This is a genomic window from Streptomyces sp. WAC00040 (assembly GCF_056835925.1).
Window position 1 is genome coordinate 3,217,313 of the sequence record NZ_JAKQZE010000001.1, and the last position, 14,583, is coordinate 3,231,895.

General features: G+C 70.8%; 18 protein-coding genes. 12 read left to right on the plus strand and 6 right to left on the minus strand.

The genetic code is table 11. From position 1 onward, the window contains the following. Positions 1-6 precede the first annotated feature (6 nt). Entirely contained in the window at positions 7-1,209 is a 1,203-nt protein-coding gene (locus MDN94_RS15060; RefSeq protein ID WP_441266137.1) for an acetyl-CoA C-acetyltransferase, read from the plus strand. A 61-nt stretch (positions 1,210-1,270) separates the two neighbouring features. Next, positions 1,271-2,227, plus strand: coding sequence for a methylmalonyl Co-A mutase-associated GTPase MeaB (gene meaB, locus MDN94_RS15065; RefSeq protein WP_005311799.1), 957 nt, complete (start codon positions 1,271-1,273; stop codon positions 2,225-2,227). Between the two features lie 183 nt (positions 2,228-2,410). Here meaB and MDN94_RS15070 read toward each other — a convergent pair whose 3' ends face one another. Beyond that, the gene (locus MDN94_RS15070; RefSeq protein ID WP_482726309.1) at positions 2,411-3,055 is read right to left on the minus strand and encodes a PepSY domain-containing protein; all 645 of its coding nucleotides are present in this window, start codon (positions 3,053-3,055) and stop codon (positions 2,411-2,413) included. A gap of 132 nt (positions 3,056-3,187) precedes the next feature. On the opposite strand from MDN94_RS15070, the gene MDN94_RS15075 reads away from it, so the two are divergent. Both MDN94_RS15075 and MDN94_RS15080 read left to right on the plus strand, forming a co-directional pair. Beyond that, positions 3,188-3,856, plus strand: a complete 669-nt coding sequence (locus MDN94_RS15075; RefSeq protein ID WP_482726310.1) for a response regulator transcription factor — start codon at positions 3,188-3,190, stop codon at positions 3,854-3,856. Then, positions 3,853-5,259 carry a sensor histidine kinase gene (locus MDN94_RS15080; RefSeq protein WP_482726311.1) on the plus strand — a complete coding sequence of 469 codons (1,407 nt, stop codon included), beginning with the start codon at positions 3,853-3,855 and terminating at the stop codon, positions 5,257-5,259. The genes MDN94_RS15075 and MDN94_RS15080 overlap by 4 nt, the downstream gene beginning before the upstream one ends. Before the next feature lie 62 nt (positions 5,260-5,321). Here MDN94_RS15080 and MDN94_RS15085 read toward each other — a convergent pair whose 3' ends face one another. The 4 genes from MDN94_RS15085 to MDN94_RS15100 form a co-directional block, all read right to left on the minus strand. Continuing rightward, positions 5,322-5,798: a MarR family winged helix-turn-helix transcriptional regulator gene (locus MDN94_RS15085; protein ID WP_189471127.1), complete on the minus strand. Its 477-nt coding sequence runs from the start codon at positions 5,796-5,798 to the stop codon at positions 5,322-5,324. A 123-nt stretch (positions 5,799-5,921) separates the two neighbouring features. Then, complete coding sequence (locus MDN94_RS15090; protein WP_482726312.1) at positions 5,922-6,704, minus strand: AIM24 family protein; 783 nt, start codon at positions 6,702-6,704, stop codon at positions 5,922-5,924. Further along, positions 6,701-7,351 (minus strand): AIM24 family protein, encoded by a 651-nt coding sequence (locus tag MDN94_RS15095; RefSeq protein ID WP_482726313.1) that lies wholly within the window; start codon positions 7,349-7,351, stop codon positions 6,701-6,703. The genes MDN94_RS15090 and MDN94_RS15095 overlap by 4 nt, the downstream gene beginning before the upstream one ends. Continuing rightward, positions 7,351-7,989 (minus strand): AIM24 family protein, encoded by a 639-nt coding sequence (locus MDN94_RS15100; protein WP_482726314.1) that lies wholly within the window; start codon positions 7,987-7,989, stop codon positions 7,351-7,353. The genes MDN94_RS15095 and MDN94_RS15100 overlap by 1 nt, the downstream gene beginning before the upstream one ends. A 167-nt stretch (positions 7,990-8,156) precedes the next feature. Between MDN94_RS15100 and MDN94_RS15105 the strand changes: the two genes are divergently transcribed. From MDN94_RS15105 to icmA, 8 genes are all read left to right on the plus strand, one after another. After that, positions 8,157-8,501: a DUF3817 domain-containing protein gene (locus tag MDN94_RS15105; RefSeq protein ID WP_482726315.1), complete on the plus strand. Its 345-nt coding sequence runs from the start codon at positions 8,157-8,159 to the stop codon at positions 8,499-8,501. After that, positions 8,498-8,791: an MTH1187 family thiamine-binding protein gene (locus MDN94_RS15110; RefSeq protein WP_482726316.1), complete on the plus strand. Its 294-nt coding sequence runs from the start codon at positions 8,498-8,500 to the stop codon at positions 8,789-8,791. Before MDN94_RS15105 ends, MDN94_RS15110 begins: the two co-directional genes overlap by 4 nt. A gap of 134 nt (positions 8,792-8,925) precedes the next feature. Beyond that, complete coding sequence (locus MDN94_RS15115; protein ID WP_482726317.1) at positions 8,926-9,615, plus strand: hypothetical protein; 690 nt, start codon at positions 8,926-8,928, stop codon at positions 9,613-9,615. Further along, positions 9,612-10,292 carry a DUF4166 domain-containing protein gene (locus MDN94_RS15120; protein WP_482726318.1) on the plus strand — a complete coding sequence of 227 codons (681 nt, stop codon included), beginning with the start codon at positions 9,612-9,614 and terminating at the stop codon, positions 10,290-10,292. Before MDN94_RS15115 ends, MDN94_RS15120 begins: the two co-directional genes overlap by 4 nt. Next, the gene (locus MDN94_RS15125) at positions 10,289-10,921 is read left to right on the plus strand and encodes a TetR/AcrR family transcriptional regulator (RefSeq protein WP_482726319.1); all 633 of its coding nucleotides are present in this window, start codon (positions 10,289-10,291) and stop codon (positions 10,919-10,921) included. Before MDN94_RS15120 ends, MDN94_RS15125 begins: the two co-directional genes overlap by 4 nt. A gap of 103 nt (positions 10,922-11,024) precedes the next feature. Then, positions 11,025-11,534: a MarR family winged helix-turn-helix transcriptional regulator gene (locus tag MDN94_RS15130; protein WP_482726320.1), complete on the plus strand. Its 510-nt coding sequence runs from the start codon at positions 11,025-11,027 to the stop codon at positions 11,532-11,534. 52 nt (positions 11,535-11,586) lie between these two features. After that, the gene (locus MDN94_RS15135; RefSeq protein WP_441266124.1) at positions 11,587-11,916 is read left to right on the plus strand and encodes a DUF3817 domain-containing protein; all 330 of its coding nucleotides are present in this window, start codon (positions 11,587-11,589) and stop codon (positions 11,914-11,916) included. Positions 11,917-11,994: 78 nt separating this feature from the next. Beyond that, entirely contained in the window at positions 11,995-13,695 is a 1,701-nt protein-coding gene (gene icmA / locus MDN94_RS15140) for a coenzyme B12-dependent isobutyryl-CoA mutase large subunit (RefSeq protein ID WP_482726321.1), read from the plus strand. Between the two features lie 28 nt (positions 13,696-13,723). Here the strand turns inward: icmA and MDN94_RS15145 are convergent, their stop codons facing one another. Then, positions 13,724-14,371, minus strand: a complete 648-nt coding sequence (locus MDN94_RS15145; protein ID WP_482726322.1) for a TetR/AcrR family transcriptional regulator — start codon at positions 14,369-14,371, stop codon at positions 13,724-13,726. Between the last annotated feature and the right edge of the window lie 212 nt (positions 14,372-14,583).

Consider the following 14,583-nt stretch of genomic DNA (forward strand, 5'->3'; position numbering starts at 1 on the left):
GTGCTCATGTCTGGAAAGACCGGCAACACCTCCGTGATCGTCGCGGGAGCCCGCACGCCCATGGGCCGCCTGCTCGGCTCGCTCAAGTCCTTCTCCGGCGCCGACCTCGGCGGCTTCGCCATCAAGGCGGCGCTCGACCGGGCGGGCATCGGCGGAGATCAGGTGCAGTACGTGATCATGGGCCAGGTGCTCCAGGCCGGCGCGGGCCAGATCCCCGCCCGCCAGGCCGCCGTCAAGGCTGGCATCCCGATGAACGTCCCCGCGCTGACCATCAACAAGGTCTGCCTGTCCGGCCTCGACGCCATCGCGCTCGCCGACCAGCTGATCCGCGCCGGCGAGTTCGACGTGGTCGTCGCCGGCGGCCAGGAGTCGATGACCAACGCGCCGCACCTGCTGCCGAAGTCCCGTGAGGGCTACAAGTACGGCGCGATCGAGATGCTCGACTCCATGGCGCACGACGGCCTGACCGACTCCTTCGAGAATGTCGCCATGGGCGAATCGACGGAGAAGCACAACACCCGCCTCGGCATCCCGCGCGGGGTGCAGGACGAGATCGCCGCGCTCTCCCACCAGCGGGCCGCGGCCGCCCAGAAGAACGGCCTCTTCGAGGCGGAGATCACGCCCGTGGAGATCCCGCAGCGCAAGGGCGACCCGGTCCTGTTCTCCAAGGACGAGGGCATCCGCCCGGAGACGACGGCCGAGTCGCTCGGCCGGCTGCGCCCCGCGTTCGCCAAGGACGGCACCATCACCGCCGGCACGTCCTCGCAGATCTCGGACGGCGCCGCCGCCGTCGTCGTGATGAGCAAGGCCAAGGCGGAGGAGCTGGGCCTGGAGTGGATCGCGGAGATCGGCGCCCACGGCAACGTGGCGGGCCCCGACAACTCGCTCCAGTCCCAGCCGTCCAACGCCATCAGGCACGCCCTGAAGAAGGAGGGCCTGGAGGTCTCGGACCTGGACCTCATCGAGATCAACGAGGCGTTCGCGGCCGTCGCCCACCAGTCAATGAAGGACCTCGGCGTCACCCCGGAAAAGGTGAACGTGAACGGTGGCGCGATCGCGCTCGGCCACCCGATCGGCATGTCCGGCGCCCGTGTGGTGCTCCACCTGGCGCTGGAGCTCAAGCGCCGCGGCGGCGGCGTCGGTGCGGCGGCGCTGTGCGGCGGCGGCGGCCAGGGCGACGCTCTCATCGTCCGCGTCCCCGCGAAGTAAGCAGGCGTAGCACCAATCCGGGCGCCGAAGCCCGTACGCGCAGAACGATCGGAGCAGCACGATGGTGGACGTACCCCAGCTGGTCGCCCAGGCGAGAGAGGGCCGGCCGCGCGCCGTGGCCCGGCTGATCTCACTCGTGGAGGGGGCATCGCCGCAGCTCCGTGAGGTCATGGCGGCGCTGGCCCCGCTGACCGGCGGTGCGTATGTGGTGGGCCTGACGGGCTCGCCGGGCGTCGGCAAGTCCACTTCCACCTCGGCGCTCGTCTCCGCCTACCGGAAGGCCGGGAAGCGGGTCGGCGTCCTCGCCGTCGACCCGTCCTCGCCCTTCTCTGGCGGGGCACTGCTCGGGGACCGGGTCCGTATGTCGGAACACGCCTCCGACCCCGGCGTCTACATCCGCTCCATGGCCACCCGGGGCCACCTGGGTGGCCTCGCTTGGGCGGCGCCGCAGGCGATCCGCGTCCTCGACGCGGCCGGCTGCGACGTCGTCCTGGTCGAGACGGTCGGCGTCGGCCAGTCGGAGGTGGAGATCGCCTCCCAGGCCGACACGTCGGTCGTGCTCCTCGCCCCCGGCATGGGGGACGGCATCCAGGCCGCGAAGGCGGGCATCCTCGAGATCGGCGACGTCTACGTCGTCAACAAGGCGGACCGCGACGGGGCCGACGCGACGGCCCGGGAGCTCAACCACATGCTGGGCCTCGGCGAGTCCCGTGGGCCGGGGGACTGGCGCCCACCTATCGTGAAGACGGTCGCCGCGCGGGGCGAGGGCATCGACGAGGTCGTCGAGGCGCTGGAGAAGCACCGGGCGTGGATGGAGGAGCACGGCGTCCTCTCCGAGCGCCGCGCCCGCCGGGCGGCGACGGAGGTCGAGACGATCGCCGTCACGGCACTGCGGGAACGCATCGGCGACCTGCACGGCGATCGGCGCCTGGGCGCGCTGGCGGAGCGCATCGTTGCGGGCGAGCTGGACCCGTACCGGGCGGCGGACGAACTGGTGGCGGGGCTGACGCAGTCGTAACCGGGGTTTCTTCGGGCCGCTTCCCGAAGCCGGCTCCCACGGGCGTACCGCGCTTCGCGCGGTGCCCTTGATCTCCCCCTGCGGCCCGGCGGCCGTGGGATGTGCCCCCGGGGCGGGCCGACTCTGCCGGCCTCGCCGGCGCTTGAGGCGCGGGGGCCGGGGCCGAGCCCCCGGTCGGAGAGGTCAGTCGTCCGCGGGTTCGGGCGTGACCGACGCCGTCTTCGCGTCGACCGCCAACTCGCGCTCGTCGGCATCGTTCTCGCCGAGGTCGACCTCCCAGCGGCCCGCCCCCTCGTCCTCGAAGTCGACCGACGTCACCGTCGCCCCCGGGTGGGACCTGAGCGCGGCCTCCACCGCCTCGCGGGCGTCCACCGACGCGGCGCGCAGGGCGTCGCGGTCGTCGTCCTCCGCCTCGCCCTTGTCCTGACGTACCGCGCCGGTCCGCACGTCGACGTGCAGTTCATGCTCGCGGTCGTCCTTGCCGAGGACGTCCACCTCCCAGTGGCGATCCCCGTCGTCGAGGTCGAGGTCGACGGAGCTCACCGTGCCCTGCGTGTGCTGGAGGGCCGCGGCCACGGCCTGCGCCGCGGTGACGGACGCGGCGGGGGCCGCGGCCCTGTCCTCGGACGCGTCGTCGTCCCGGTCGTCCCGGTCGTCCCGGTCGTCCCGGTCGTCCCGGTCGTCCCGGTCGTCCCGGTCCAGGACCGTGACGGGCGCCGAGCCCGCGGCGGCGGTCGAAACGTCGTCGTCCGACACCGCCGCGGCCGTGTACGTACCGCCGATCAGGACCGCCGCCACCACGGTCGCGATGACAAGCTTGCGCTTCATGAGGTTCTCCCGAGTCGTTGTGCCGAGTGGTGCTGCTGCGTCAGCAACGGGATCCACTCTTGCCGCGCCATGCTGAACGCAGCCTGAAGCCGCCTGAAGAGATCTTCAGCTTCCATTTGCGACCCTGGGCGCATGAGGTTGCTGATCGTGGAGGACGAGAGGCGGCTCGCGCTCTCCCTCGCCGCGGGCCTGACCGCCGAGGGTTATGCCGTGGACGTCGTCCACGACGGACTCGAGGGCCTGCACCGCGCCACCGAGGGCGTCCATGACCTGGTCGTGCTCGACATCATGCTGCCGGGCATGAACGGCTACCGGGTCTGCGCCGCCCTGCGCGCCGCCGGCCACGACGTGCCGGTCCTGATGCTGACCGCCAAGGACGGCGAGTACGACGAGGCGGAGGGCCTCGACACCGGCGCGGACGACTACTTGACCAAGCCCTTCTCGTACGTCGTCCTCGTCGCCCGGGTCAAGGCGCTGCTCCGGCGGCGCGTCAGGGCGGGCGGCTCGCCCGTGCTGACGGCGGGCGACCTGCGCGTGGACACCGCCACCCGCCGTGTTCAGGCGGGCGGTGAGGAAGTCGCCCTCACCGCCAAGGAGTTCGCGGTGCTGGAGCACCTCGCGACGCGTACCGGCGAGGTGGTCGGCAAGCCCGAGATCCTCGAGCACGTGTGGGACTTCGCCTACGAGGGCGATCCGAACATCGTCGAGGTCTACATCAGCGCCCTGCGCCGCAAGCTCGGCGCGGCCCGCATCCTGACCGTGCGCGGCGCCGGCTACCGGTTGGTGGCGGTGGAGTCGTGAGGTCGGTCCGGGCCAGGGCCGCGCTGGGCGCCGGCCTGGTGGTCGCCGTGGCGCTGATCGCCGCCGGGACCGCCGTCCTGCTCTCCCTGCGGGCGAACCTGATCGACAGCACGGATCTTCAGGCCGAGGTCGCCGCCCGCGACGTGGCGTCCCAGATCGCACTCGGTGTGCCCTACGAGAAGCTGGAACTGCCCGACGAGGACGACGAACGCCCCGTCCAGGTCGTCGGCGACGACGGCCGGGTGCTGGCCGTCAGCGAGCATCTCCAGGCGGTTTCCGGGACCGGCAGCGCGGACGTCCGGCCCCAGGCGCCGCCGCGTGACGGCGACGGTGACGACGACGACCCCGGCGGGGGAGAGGTCTCCTCCGACGATCCGGGGTTCGCCTCCGGAATCGCCACCGTGGACGGCGACAGCGCCGATTACCGCTTCGCCTCCGTCGAGGTCCGCCTCGATGACGACCGGACGGCGACGGTGTACGCGGGTGCGCCGCTGACCACCGAGCAGGACGCGGTGACCACCGTGCGCGACGCGATGCTCATGGGCCTGCCACTCCTGCTCGCCGTGGTCGGGTCGGTGACATGGCTGGTGACCCGCCGTGCGCTCGGGCCCGTCGAGGGCATCAGGCGCGAGATGGCGGCCATCACCCGCTCCGAGGACCTTTCACGGCGTGTGCCGGAGCCGGACTCGGGGGACGAGGTCGCGAGGCTCGCCCGTACGACGAACGAGACCCTGGCCGCCCTGGAGGCGTCCGTGGAGCGGCAGCGCCGTTTCGTCGCGGACGCCTCGCACGAACTGCGCAGCCCCATCGCCTCGCTGCGCACACAGCTCGAAGTGGGCGCGGCGCACCCGGAGTTGCTGGATGTGCCCGGCGCGGTGGAGGACACCGTGCGGCTCCAGCAGCTGGCGGCGGACCTTCTGCTGCTGGCGCGGCTGGACGCGGGGGAGCGGCCGGGATCGGCGGTCCTGGATCCGGCGCAGCTGCTGACGGAGGAGGTGGCGCGCAGGGCCGGCGACCGCGTACCGGTCGAGCCGGACGTGACACACGGGTTGCAGGTGGCCGGTTCCCGTGCGCAACTGGGCCGGGTGCTCGGCAATCTGCTCGACAACGCCCAGCGCCACGCCGTCGCCTCGGTCACTGCTTCCGTCCGCCGCGAGGGTGGCCGGATCGTGCTGGCCGTCGCCGACGACGGCACGGGCGTGCCGGAGGAACAGCGTGAGCGGATCTTCGAACGGTTCGTGCGGCTGGACGACGCACGCACCAGGGACGAGGGCGGTGCCGGCCTCGGCCTGGCCATCGCCCGCGATGTGGCACATCGCCACGGCGGCACCCTCACGGTCGGCCGTTCGCCGGCCGGCGGGGCGGTGTTCGAACTGGCCCTGCCGGACGCGACCCGCGCCTGACGGCGCCGTCGCCGGCCGGACCGGCGCGAGGACGCGCGGGGCTCTGTCGCCGGACGCTGCCGCTAGAGCTTGCCGCGCCGTCCGCGCAGGTGCTCGGCGACCGGGGTCAGGGAGTCCCGCAGTTCGGCGAGTGCCTCCGGCGACAGCAGGTCGATGAAGTGCTTGCGGACGGAGGCAACGTGGTGCGGCGCCACCTTCTGCATGGTCGCGACGCCCTCATCGGTGAGCACGGCGTACAGTCCGCGCCGGTCCGACTCGCAGTTCTCCCGCCGGACCAGGCCGGCGCTCTCCATACGGGTGACCTGGTGCGACAGGCGGCTCTTGGACTGCAGCGTGGCCGCCGCGAGGTCGCTCATCCGCATCCGCCGGTCCGGGGACTCCGAGAGGTTCACCAGGATCTCGTAGTCGTTGTTGGTCAGGCCGAACGGCTGGAGGTCCTTCTCGAGCTGGTGCATCAGCAGCTTGTTGACTTCCAGATGCGTGCGCCAGGTGCACTGCTCGTCATCGGTAAGCCAGCGAGTGGCCGTCTCGGTCTCCATATATGGATTCTACCTAAGAAGTTGAAAAGCGGACGAAGTCGGGGGGTGTGACGCCTGGCACCCCGCGCACCAGGGGGTGCACAGGGGCGCAGACGTTCGACGTCACACTCCGCAGACTACCGCTCACAGCCCGAAGCGACGCTGGAGGTCCCCCAGCTGGCCGGGAAGGCGCGGTGCGGAACCGTGCTGGCCCGCGCCCCCGGCCGGCCCGTGACCGCCCGGAACGCCAGGCTCCGCCCCGACCACGCCGGTCGCCTGCTCCGACATCAGCGCCTCGCTCGACTGCAGGAGCACCGTGCCCGCCCCGACGAACTCGAACTGGTGCTCCTCGCCCGACGCGCCACCGATGCCCGTCAGCGCCCGGACGCCGCCCATGACGCCGGTCATGTAGCCGTGGTCGTAGTGGTGGCAGGGGGACGGGCAGTCCGCCCACCCCACCAGTGCCTGCGGATCCACCCGGACCGGCGGCTCCATGAACACCACCGGCCCGTTCGACGCGGCCACGAACTTCCCGGTGCCGATCAGGGTCAGGAAGCCCGGCACGATCGACTGTTTCAGCGCCAGCGAGGGCTGGTACGCCAGCAGATTGCCCGCGCGGATCGTGAGGTTGCCGTCGTCCAGGTCGAAGGAGTTCACGTCGAAGGCGCGGTCGGCGAGCAGCATCTTGCCGCTGCCCTCCGCCACCACCCAGTCGCTCGCGTGCAGCGGGGAATGGAACGACGTCCGCAGCAGCCGGTCGAGGCGGCCGTGGCCGATTCCGTTGAAGTCGATGCGCCCGTAGTAGGCGATCATCTTGCCCTTCTGGAGGAACCACTGCGAGCCCTTGAGCTCCACGCAGAAGGTGTACGCGTTGACGTTGTCGTCGCTCGGCAGCGTCGTCGGGTCGAAAACCGGGGGCGTGCTCACAGCTTCTCCTCCGACGCCTGGACGTACACCGCACCACTGCCGCTGAGCTCCAGTTGGAACGCCTCGCCGGAGCCGCGCCCCACCATGTCGCGCCAGCCGAGCGCCGTGGAGAGCTTGTTCCGCACGTCGCCGTGGTGGGCGACGTACGCCTGCGGGTCCACATGGACCGGCCGCGCGGGGGTGATCGGCAGCTCGATCACGCCGCCGTGCGCCATCACCGCGACCGCACCGTGGCCCTTGAGGGTCGTGGTGAACAGGCCCTGGCCCGTCACCTGGCCGCGGACCATGCCCATGACCCCGCCCTGCGAGCCCATGAACATCGTGCCCTGCTGGAGTGTGCCGTCGAAGGCGAGCAGCCGGTCGGCCTCGACGTAGAGCGTCTCGCCGGTCAGATGTACGACCTGGATGTGGTGTCCGCCGTGGCCGAACATCACCGTGCCGTTGCCCTCGACGGTCATCAGCGGCGTCGACTCGTTGGCCACGCGGCGCCCGATCATCGACGCGAGCCCGCCCTGGCCGCCGGTGATGTTCGGCGTGAAGCTGACGTCGCCCCGGTAGGCGAGCATCGCGCCGCGCTGGCTGAACATCTTCTGTCCGGGCGTCACGGCCGCCTCGACCATTTTGGAGTTGATCTCACGGAACGGCATCAGACGTCCCCCCCGACGGTGTTGCGCTCGCTCGGCTGCACGTAGACCAGCCCGTCACCCTCGAAGCGGATCTGGAACGCCTCGCCGCCGCCCTCGCCGAGGAAGGTCCGGAACGTCACGCCGGACTGGAAGTCCTGACGCAGATTTCCCTGGTGTGCGATGTACGCCCCCGGATCGACCGAGAGCGGGTACTGGGGCGTCACGCGCAGCGCCACGGCGGTGCCGTCCGACATGATGGCCGCCTGGCCGGTGCCCTCGACGGTGGTCGTGAAGAGGCCGTTGCCGCTCGCGCCCCCGCGCAGTCCGGTGAAGGTCGTGCCGGTGCGCAGTCCGCCGTCGGCGCACAGCAGATTGCTCGACTCGACGTAGAGCTTGTCGCCGTGCAGTTGCACGAGGTTGATCTCGCTCGCCCGGTCGGCGAAGTAACAGGTGCCCTGCCCCTTCACCTCCATCATGGTCATCTGCTCGCCGGTGAGCCGGCGGGTGACCATCCCCCGGATGCCCTCACCGCCGCCGGACATCTTCTTGAAGGCCATCTGGCCGTCGTACGCGACCATCGACCCGTTCTTCGCTCTGACGGCGTCACCGGTCATCTCGACCGCGAGCACCTTGCTCCCCTGGAGCCGAAACGTTGCCACGGGCCGACGTTATCCGGTGAAACCTGCCCCGAACAGCGTCCTCGGGGATGATCCGGACCCTGACAAAGACTTCGCAAAATGGCCTGCCACAATGGTCCGCGAGCTTGTGCATGCGTTCACAAGATCCATGCCCCCCCGACCATCCCCATCGCCACCGAAGGTGACCCGTGGACATCAAGACCGCCTCCTCCCTCCACCGCCTCCGTCTCGTCTCCGCGCCGGAGGCCGTCTCGTTCCTCCTGTTGCTCGTCTGCTCGGTCCTCAAGCGCACGACGGACTTCAACGCGGTCCCGGTCATGGGTGCGATCCACGGTCTGCTCTTCGTTCTCTATGTGCTCTTCTGGCTGGACGCGTGGAACCGCACCAAGTGGGACCTGAAGACCGCGGCGCTCTACTTCGTCCTCTCGGTGCTGCCCTTCGGCGGCTTCTTCGCCGAGCGCAAGCTCAAGCGTGAGGCCGACGACGCCGTCATCGCCTCCCGCGCCCGCCGCAAGAACGTGGTGGACGCGTGATCGTCGCCTTCTCCGTCACGCCCCTCGGGGTCGGCGAGGACGTGGGCGAGTACGTCGCCGACGCCGTCCGTGTCGTACGCGAATCCGGACTCCCCAACCGCACCGACGCGATGTTCACGTCGGTCGAAGGCGACTGGGACGAGGTGATGGACGTGGTCGGGCGCGCGGTCGCCGCCGTGGAGGCCCGTGCCCCCCGCGTCTCGCTGGTCCTCAAGGCCGACATCCGGCCGGGCGTCACCGACGGGCTCACCTCCAAGGTCGAGACGGTGGAACGCCACCTCGCGGACTGACGCAGCCACGCACCCCGAAGCCCCCGGTCGTACAGCGGCCGGGGGCTTTCCCGTAACGGGGTCCGGCGACAGCTCGCCTCCGGCTACCCTCTGTTTTGAGCGGTCGCTCAAAAAGGGCTGGAACAGGGGGCGTGATGAGGCTGTACGTCGAGACGCGGGTCCGCGCCGACATGGAGATGTTGTGGGACCGCACGCAGGAGCCGTGCCGGCACCAGCGGTGGGATCTGCGCTTCACCGAGATCGCCTACCTGCCGCGCCTGGACGGTGAACCGCAGCGCTTTCGCTACGCGACCCGTGTGCTGCCCTTTCTGACGGTCGCCGGCACCGGCGTGAGCGCCGGCGAAAGGCGCCGCGACGGCGACCGGGTCTCCGCACTGCGCTTCGCCTCGCCGCATCCGCTCTCCCTCCTTGAGGAGGGCAGCGGCTACTGGCGCTACGTCCCGACCGATGACGGCATCCGCTTCCTGACCGGCTACGACTACCGGCCGCGATGGGGACGCTTCGGCACGGCGGCGGACCGTCTCGTCCTCCGTCCCCTGATGGGCTGGGCGACCGCATGGTCCTTCGACCGGCTCCGGCTCTGGTGCGAGCAGGGCATCCGTCCCGAGCGGCTGCTGGCGCACGCCCTTGCCGAAGCGGGCGTACGGCTGCTCGCCGTCCTTCTCGCCGCCGCGTACGCGCCCCCGGTCGCCGCGGTCGTGACGGCCGCCGCCGCCCTGTTCCTGCCGCCTTCTCCCGTCACACCCGCGGCGCGGCGCTGTCTGCGCACCCCGCCGGCGCGCACGTCGGAGCCGGCCCTCCTCGGCACCCTGGAGCACTCATGACCTCGATCTTCCGCACCGCCATGGGAGAGACCTTCGAACGGCTCCACCCCCAGCTCCGGCGGCGCTTCTCCGTCGGGCTCGACAGCGGCGAGGCCTGCACGGGGCACGGGGTCATGGACCGCATCTGGCACGGCCCCGCCTTCGTCAAGCCGTTCCTCGCGCTCGGCGGCAGCCGCAACATCCTCGTTCCCCGCACCGGCCGCGACGTCCCCTTCACCATCGAGAACGTCCCCTACACCGACTCCGACGGGCGTGAGACCGTCACCTTCGTCCGCACCTTCGCACTCCCCGGCGGGCCGCGCCGGTTCGACGCCACCATGGTCCTCGCCCCCGAGGGCGACCGCGTGCTCGACTACCTCGGTACGCATCAGCACCTGGCCAGCGATCTCCACCTGTCCGCGGAGCCGGACGGTTCGCTGCTCATACGCTCCGGCGAGCACCGCTTCCGCGAAGGACCGGTCGACGTCCGTGTGCCCGGCCTGATCGGCGGCGACGCCGAGGTCCGCGAGTCGTACGACGACGCCGCGGGCCGCTTCCGTATCCGGGTGCGGGTGACCAACCGCCGCTTCGGGCCGCTCTTCGGCTACGAGGGCTCGTTCACCGCCCACTACAGCGACGTACGCTCGCACGGGGTGCGCGCGGGGCTGCGCCCGGTACGCGAGGAGATGCGGGCGTGAGCGAGGAGACCAGGCGGAAGCTGCTGGAAGGGGCTCTGCGCACCCTGACGGAACAGGGCTTCGCCAAGACCTCCGCGCGCGCCGTGGCTGCCGCGGCGGGCGTGAACCAGGCGCTCGTCTTCTACCACTTCGGCTCCGTCGACGAACTGCTCGCCGCCGCCTGCCGTCACGGCGCGGAACAGCGCGTCGCCCGCTACCGCGACCGTCTCGCGGCGGTCACCACCCTGGCCGAGCTGCTCGAGTTCGGCCGCCGGATGCACGAAGAGGAGCGGGCCGGCGGTCATGTCGCCGTCCTTTCCCAGCTGTTGGCAGGAGCCCAGACCCACCCCCGGCTCGCACCCGCCACCGCCGCCGGACTCGATCTGTGGATCGCAGAGATCGAGGAGGTGCTCACGAGGGTCCTCGCCGGGACCCCGCTCGCCGAGTTCACCGACGCCGCCGGACTGGCCCGTGCCGTCGCCGCCTCTTTCGTCGGTCTGGAGCTCTACGAGGGCGTCGACCCCGACGGCGCGGAGCGCGCCCTGGACGCCCTCGGGCAGCTCACCGTCCTGGTCGCCGCCCTCGACGAACTGGGGCCCGTGGCGCGGCGCGCCGTCCGGCACCGCCTCGGGCGGTCCGCGCACCGGTGAGGTCCGTACGGCCGGGCGGCCGGAGCGCTGGGCCGAAGGACTGAGTCGACCGAAGAGCGAGACAGGGCTGACCAGCATGTGACCAGTCGGTAAGGTCGGTGCCGTGCCGAAGCCGCTCAGCCTTCCCTTCGATCCCATCGCCCGCGCCGACGAACTCTGGCAGCAGCGCTGGGGACCCGTGCCCTCGATGGCAGCGATCACCTCGATCATGCGTGCGCACCAGATCCTGCTCGCCGAGGTCGACGCCGTCGTCAAGCCGTACGGCCTGACCTTCGCCCGCTACGAGGCGCTGGTGCTGCTCACCTTCTCCCGCGCGGGCGAGCTGCCGATGTCCAAGATCGGCGAGCGGTTGATGGTGCACCCGACGTCGGTGACCAACACCGTGGACCGGCTGGTCAGGTCCGGCCTGGTCGACAAGCGGCCCAACCCCAACGACGGCCGCGGCACGCTCGCGTCCGTCACCGACAAGGGCCGTGAGGTGGTGGAGTCCGCCACCCGCGATCTGATGGCGATGGACTTCGGCCTGGGCACGTACGACGCGGAGGAGTGCGCGGAGATCTTCGCGCTGCTGCGTCCGCTGCGGGTCGCGGCCGGCGACTTCGAAGAGAAGTAGGTCACGCGCCCCGCGGGACGATCGCCGCGGCCGCCCCGTTACGCTCGATGCCATGAAGGCGAATGTGCTTTTCCGTTACCGGGTGATGGCGTACGTCACCGCCGTATGGCTGCTGGTCTTCACCGTGGCGATCGTCGCCAAGTACGGCTTCGACACCGGCGACACCATGCTGATCTCGCAGGTACACGGCGTGCTCTTCATCATCTACGTCGTCTTCGCCTTCGACCTTGGCTCCAAGGCGAAGTGGCCGTTCGGCAAGCTGCTGTGGGTGCTGGCCGCGGGCTGCATCCCCTTCGCCTCGTTCTTCGTCGAGCCGAAGATCACACGTGAGGCGCGCGCCCTGATCGCCGGTGACGCCGCCCCGGCGACGGCCGACGCGTAGCACCCGCAAAGCGCCGCGAGCGAGGCTCGCGGCGCTTTGCCATCGACATTTACTAGGACGTCCTAGTAAATTTGGAGTATGGACGCTGACGCGATCGAGGAAGGCCGCCGACGCTGGCAGGCCCGTTACGACAAGGCCCGCAAGCGGGACGCCGACTTCACCACGCTCTCCGGGGACCCGGTCGAGCCCGTGTACGGCCCCCGGCCCGGGGACCACTACGAGGGGTTCGAGCGCATCGGCTGGCCCGGTGAGTACCCCTTCACCCGCGGACTGCATCCCACCGGCTACCGGGGCCGCACCTGGACCATCCGCCAGTTCGCCGGCTTTGGGAACGCCGAGCAGACCAACGAGCGCTACAAGATGATCCTGGCCGCCGGCGGCGGCGGGCTCTCCGTCGCCTTCGACATGCCGACCCTCATGGGCCGCGACTCCGACGACCCCCGCTCGCTCGGCGAGGTCGGCCACTGCGGTGTCGCCATCGACTCCGCAGCCGACATGGAGGTCCTCTTCAAGGACATCCCGCTCGGCGACGTGACGACGTCGATGACCATCTCCGGTCCCGCCGTCCCCGTCTTCTGCATGTACCTGGTCGCCGCCGAGCGTCAAGGGGTCGACCCGGCCGTGCTCAACGGCACGCTGCAGACCGACATCTTCAAGGAATACATCGCGCAGAAGGAGTGGCTCTTCCAGCCCGAGCCGCACCTGCGCCTGATCGGCGACCTGATGGAGCACTGTGCGCAGGGCATCCCCGCGTACAAGCCGCTGTCGGTCTCCGGCTACCACATCCGCGAGGCCGGTGCGACGGCCGCGCAGGAGCTCGCGTACACCCTCGCCGACGGCTTCGGCTATGTCGAGCTGGGCCTGTCCCGCGGTCTCGACGTCGACACCTTCGCCCCCGGCCTGTCCTTCTTCTTCGACGCGCACCTCGACTTCTTCGAGGAGATCGCCAAGTTCCGCGCCGCCCGCCGGATCTGGGCGCGCTGGATGAAGGAGGTCTACGGGGCGAAGACCGACAAGGCCCAGTGGCTGCGCTTCCACACCCAGACCGCCGGTGTCTCGCTCACCGCCCAGCAGCCGTACAACAACGTGGTGCGCACGGCCGTCGAGGCGCTGTCCGCGGTCCTCGGCGGCACCAACTCCCTGCACACCAACGCCCTCGACGAGACCCTGGCCCTCCCCAGCGAGCAGGCCGCCGAGATCGCTCTGCGCACGCAGCAGGTGCTCATGGAGGAGACCGGCGTCGCCAACGTCGCCGACCCGCTGGGCGGTTCCTGGTACGTCGAGCAGCTCACCGACCGCATCGAGGCCGACGCGGAGAAGATCTTCGACCAGATCAGGGAACGCGGCCGCCGGGCACACCCCGAAGGGCAGCACCCGATCGGCCCGATCACCTCCGGCATCCTGCGCGGCATCGAGGACGGCTGGTTCACCGGCGAGATCGCCGAGTCCGCCTTCCGCTACCAGCAGTCCCTGGAGAAGGGCGACAAGAAGGTCGTCGGCGTCAACACGGCGACCGGCTCCGTCACCGGCGACCTGGAGATCCTGCGGGTCAGCCACGAGGTCGAACGCGAGCAGGTGCGGGCGCTGGCCGACCGCAAGGCCGGCCGCGACGAGGCGCTCGTGCGGTCCTCGCTGGAGGCGATGCTGACCGCCGCGCGCGACGGCTCCAACATGATCGCGCCGATGCTCGACGCCGTACGGGCGGAGGCCACGCTGGGCGAGATCTGCGACGCCCTGCGCGACGAGTGGGGCATCTACACGGAGCCGCCCGGCTTCTGAGCCCGTCGCGGACTCCTCGCCGCCCGGCTCACCGGGGCAGGGCGGCGAGGCCCGACACCAGCAGCGACGTGAACCGCCGCGCCCACTCCGCGTCCACCGGCTGCGCGCTCACCAACGCCCGGTGGACCACCGCGCCGGCCACCACGTCGAAGATCAGGTCCGTGTTGCGGGCTTCCGCCTCGGGGTCCGCCTCGTACGGAAGCTCGCCGCGGGCCTGAGCGCGTTCCCGGCCCTCGACGACGAGCCGCTTCTGCCGCTCGACGATCGCCGACCGGATGCGTGTCCGCAGCGCCTCGTCGCAGGTGGACTCCGCGACGACGCCCATCAGGGCCGTCTTGGTCTCGGGCTGCCCGAGCAACTCGGCGAACTGGAGCACCACACCCTCCACGTCCGCGACCAGGCTGCCGTGGTCGGCGAGTTCGAGCTCGTCGAACAGGACGGCCACGGCGTCTACGACCAGCTCGTTCTTGTTGGCCCAGCGGCGGTACAGCGTGGTCTTGGCGACCCCCGCCCGCGTGGCGACGTCCCCCATGGTCAGCTTCGACCACCCCAGCTCGACGAGGGAGGCGCGGGTCGCCTCCAGGATCGCCGTATCGGCCTCGGCGCTGCGAGGCCGTCCCGTACGACCCGTACGCGGTGTTTCGGGGTGGGTGCTGCTGGACATGCCCGCGACCATACCCGCCGGTAAGGAGAAAGGCGGCTGTGAGGCAGCTCACCGGAAAATGCTTCACACCGCCGGACCCACGCAGATACGCTACGACCCGTAGCGAAAGCCATGACCGGCTCGTCGCGACAACCACAGGCGCCATGGTGGGGACCCGGCGCCGACATATCACAAATGCAGGACCGGCCGCGGAGTCGAACACGGTCGACGGAGGGGTCGCACCC

Excerpts from the sequence above, each read along its gene's own strand:
- MDN94_RS15135 (WP_441266124.1), top strand. The coding sequence starts at position 11,587 with ATGAAGGCGAATGTGCTTTTCCGTTACCGGGTGATGGCGTACGTCACC.
- MDN94_RS15085 (WP_189471127.1), bottom strand. The coding sequence starts at position 5,798 with ATGGAGACCGAGACGGCCACTCGCTGGCTTACCGATGACGAGCAGTGC.
- MDN94_RS15075 (WP_482726310.1), top strand. The coding sequence starts at position 3,188 with ATGAGGTTGCTGATCGTGGAGGACGAGAGGCGGCTCGCGCTCTCCCTC.
- MDN94_RS15060 (WP_441266137.1), top strand. The coding sequence starts at position 7 with ATGTCTGGAAAGACCGGCAACACCTCCGTGATCGTCGCGGGAGCCCGC.
- MDN94_RS15095 (WP_482726313.1), bottom strand. The coding sequence starts at position 7,351 with ATGCCGTTCCGTGAGATCAACTCCAAAATGGTCGAGGCGGCCGTGACG.
- MDN94_RS15145 (WP_482726322.1), bottom strand. The coding sequence starts at position 14,371 with ATGGTCGCGGGCATGTCCAGCAGCACCCACCCCGAAACACCGCGTACG.
- MDN94_RS15120 (WP_482726318.1), top strand. The coding sequence starts at position 9,612 with ATGACCTCGATCTTCCGCACCGCCATGGGAGAGACCTTCGAACGGCTC.
- meaB (WP_005311799.1), top strand. The coding sequence starts at position 1,271 with ATGGTGGACGTACCCCAGCTGGTCGCCCAGGCGAGAGAGGGCCGGCCG.
- icmA (WP_482726321.1), top strand. The coding sequence starts at position 11,995 with ATGGACGCTGACGCGATCGAGGAAGGCCGCCGACGCTGGCAGGCCCGT.
- MDN94_RS15115 (WP_482726317.1), top strand. The coding sequence starts at position 8,926 with ATGAGGCTGTACGTCGAGACGCGGGTCCGCGCCGACATGGAGATGTTG.
- MDN94_RS15070 (WP_482726309.1), bottom strand. The coding sequence starts at position 3,055 with ATGAAGCGCAAGCTTGTCATCGCGACCGTGGTGGCGGCGGTCCTGATC.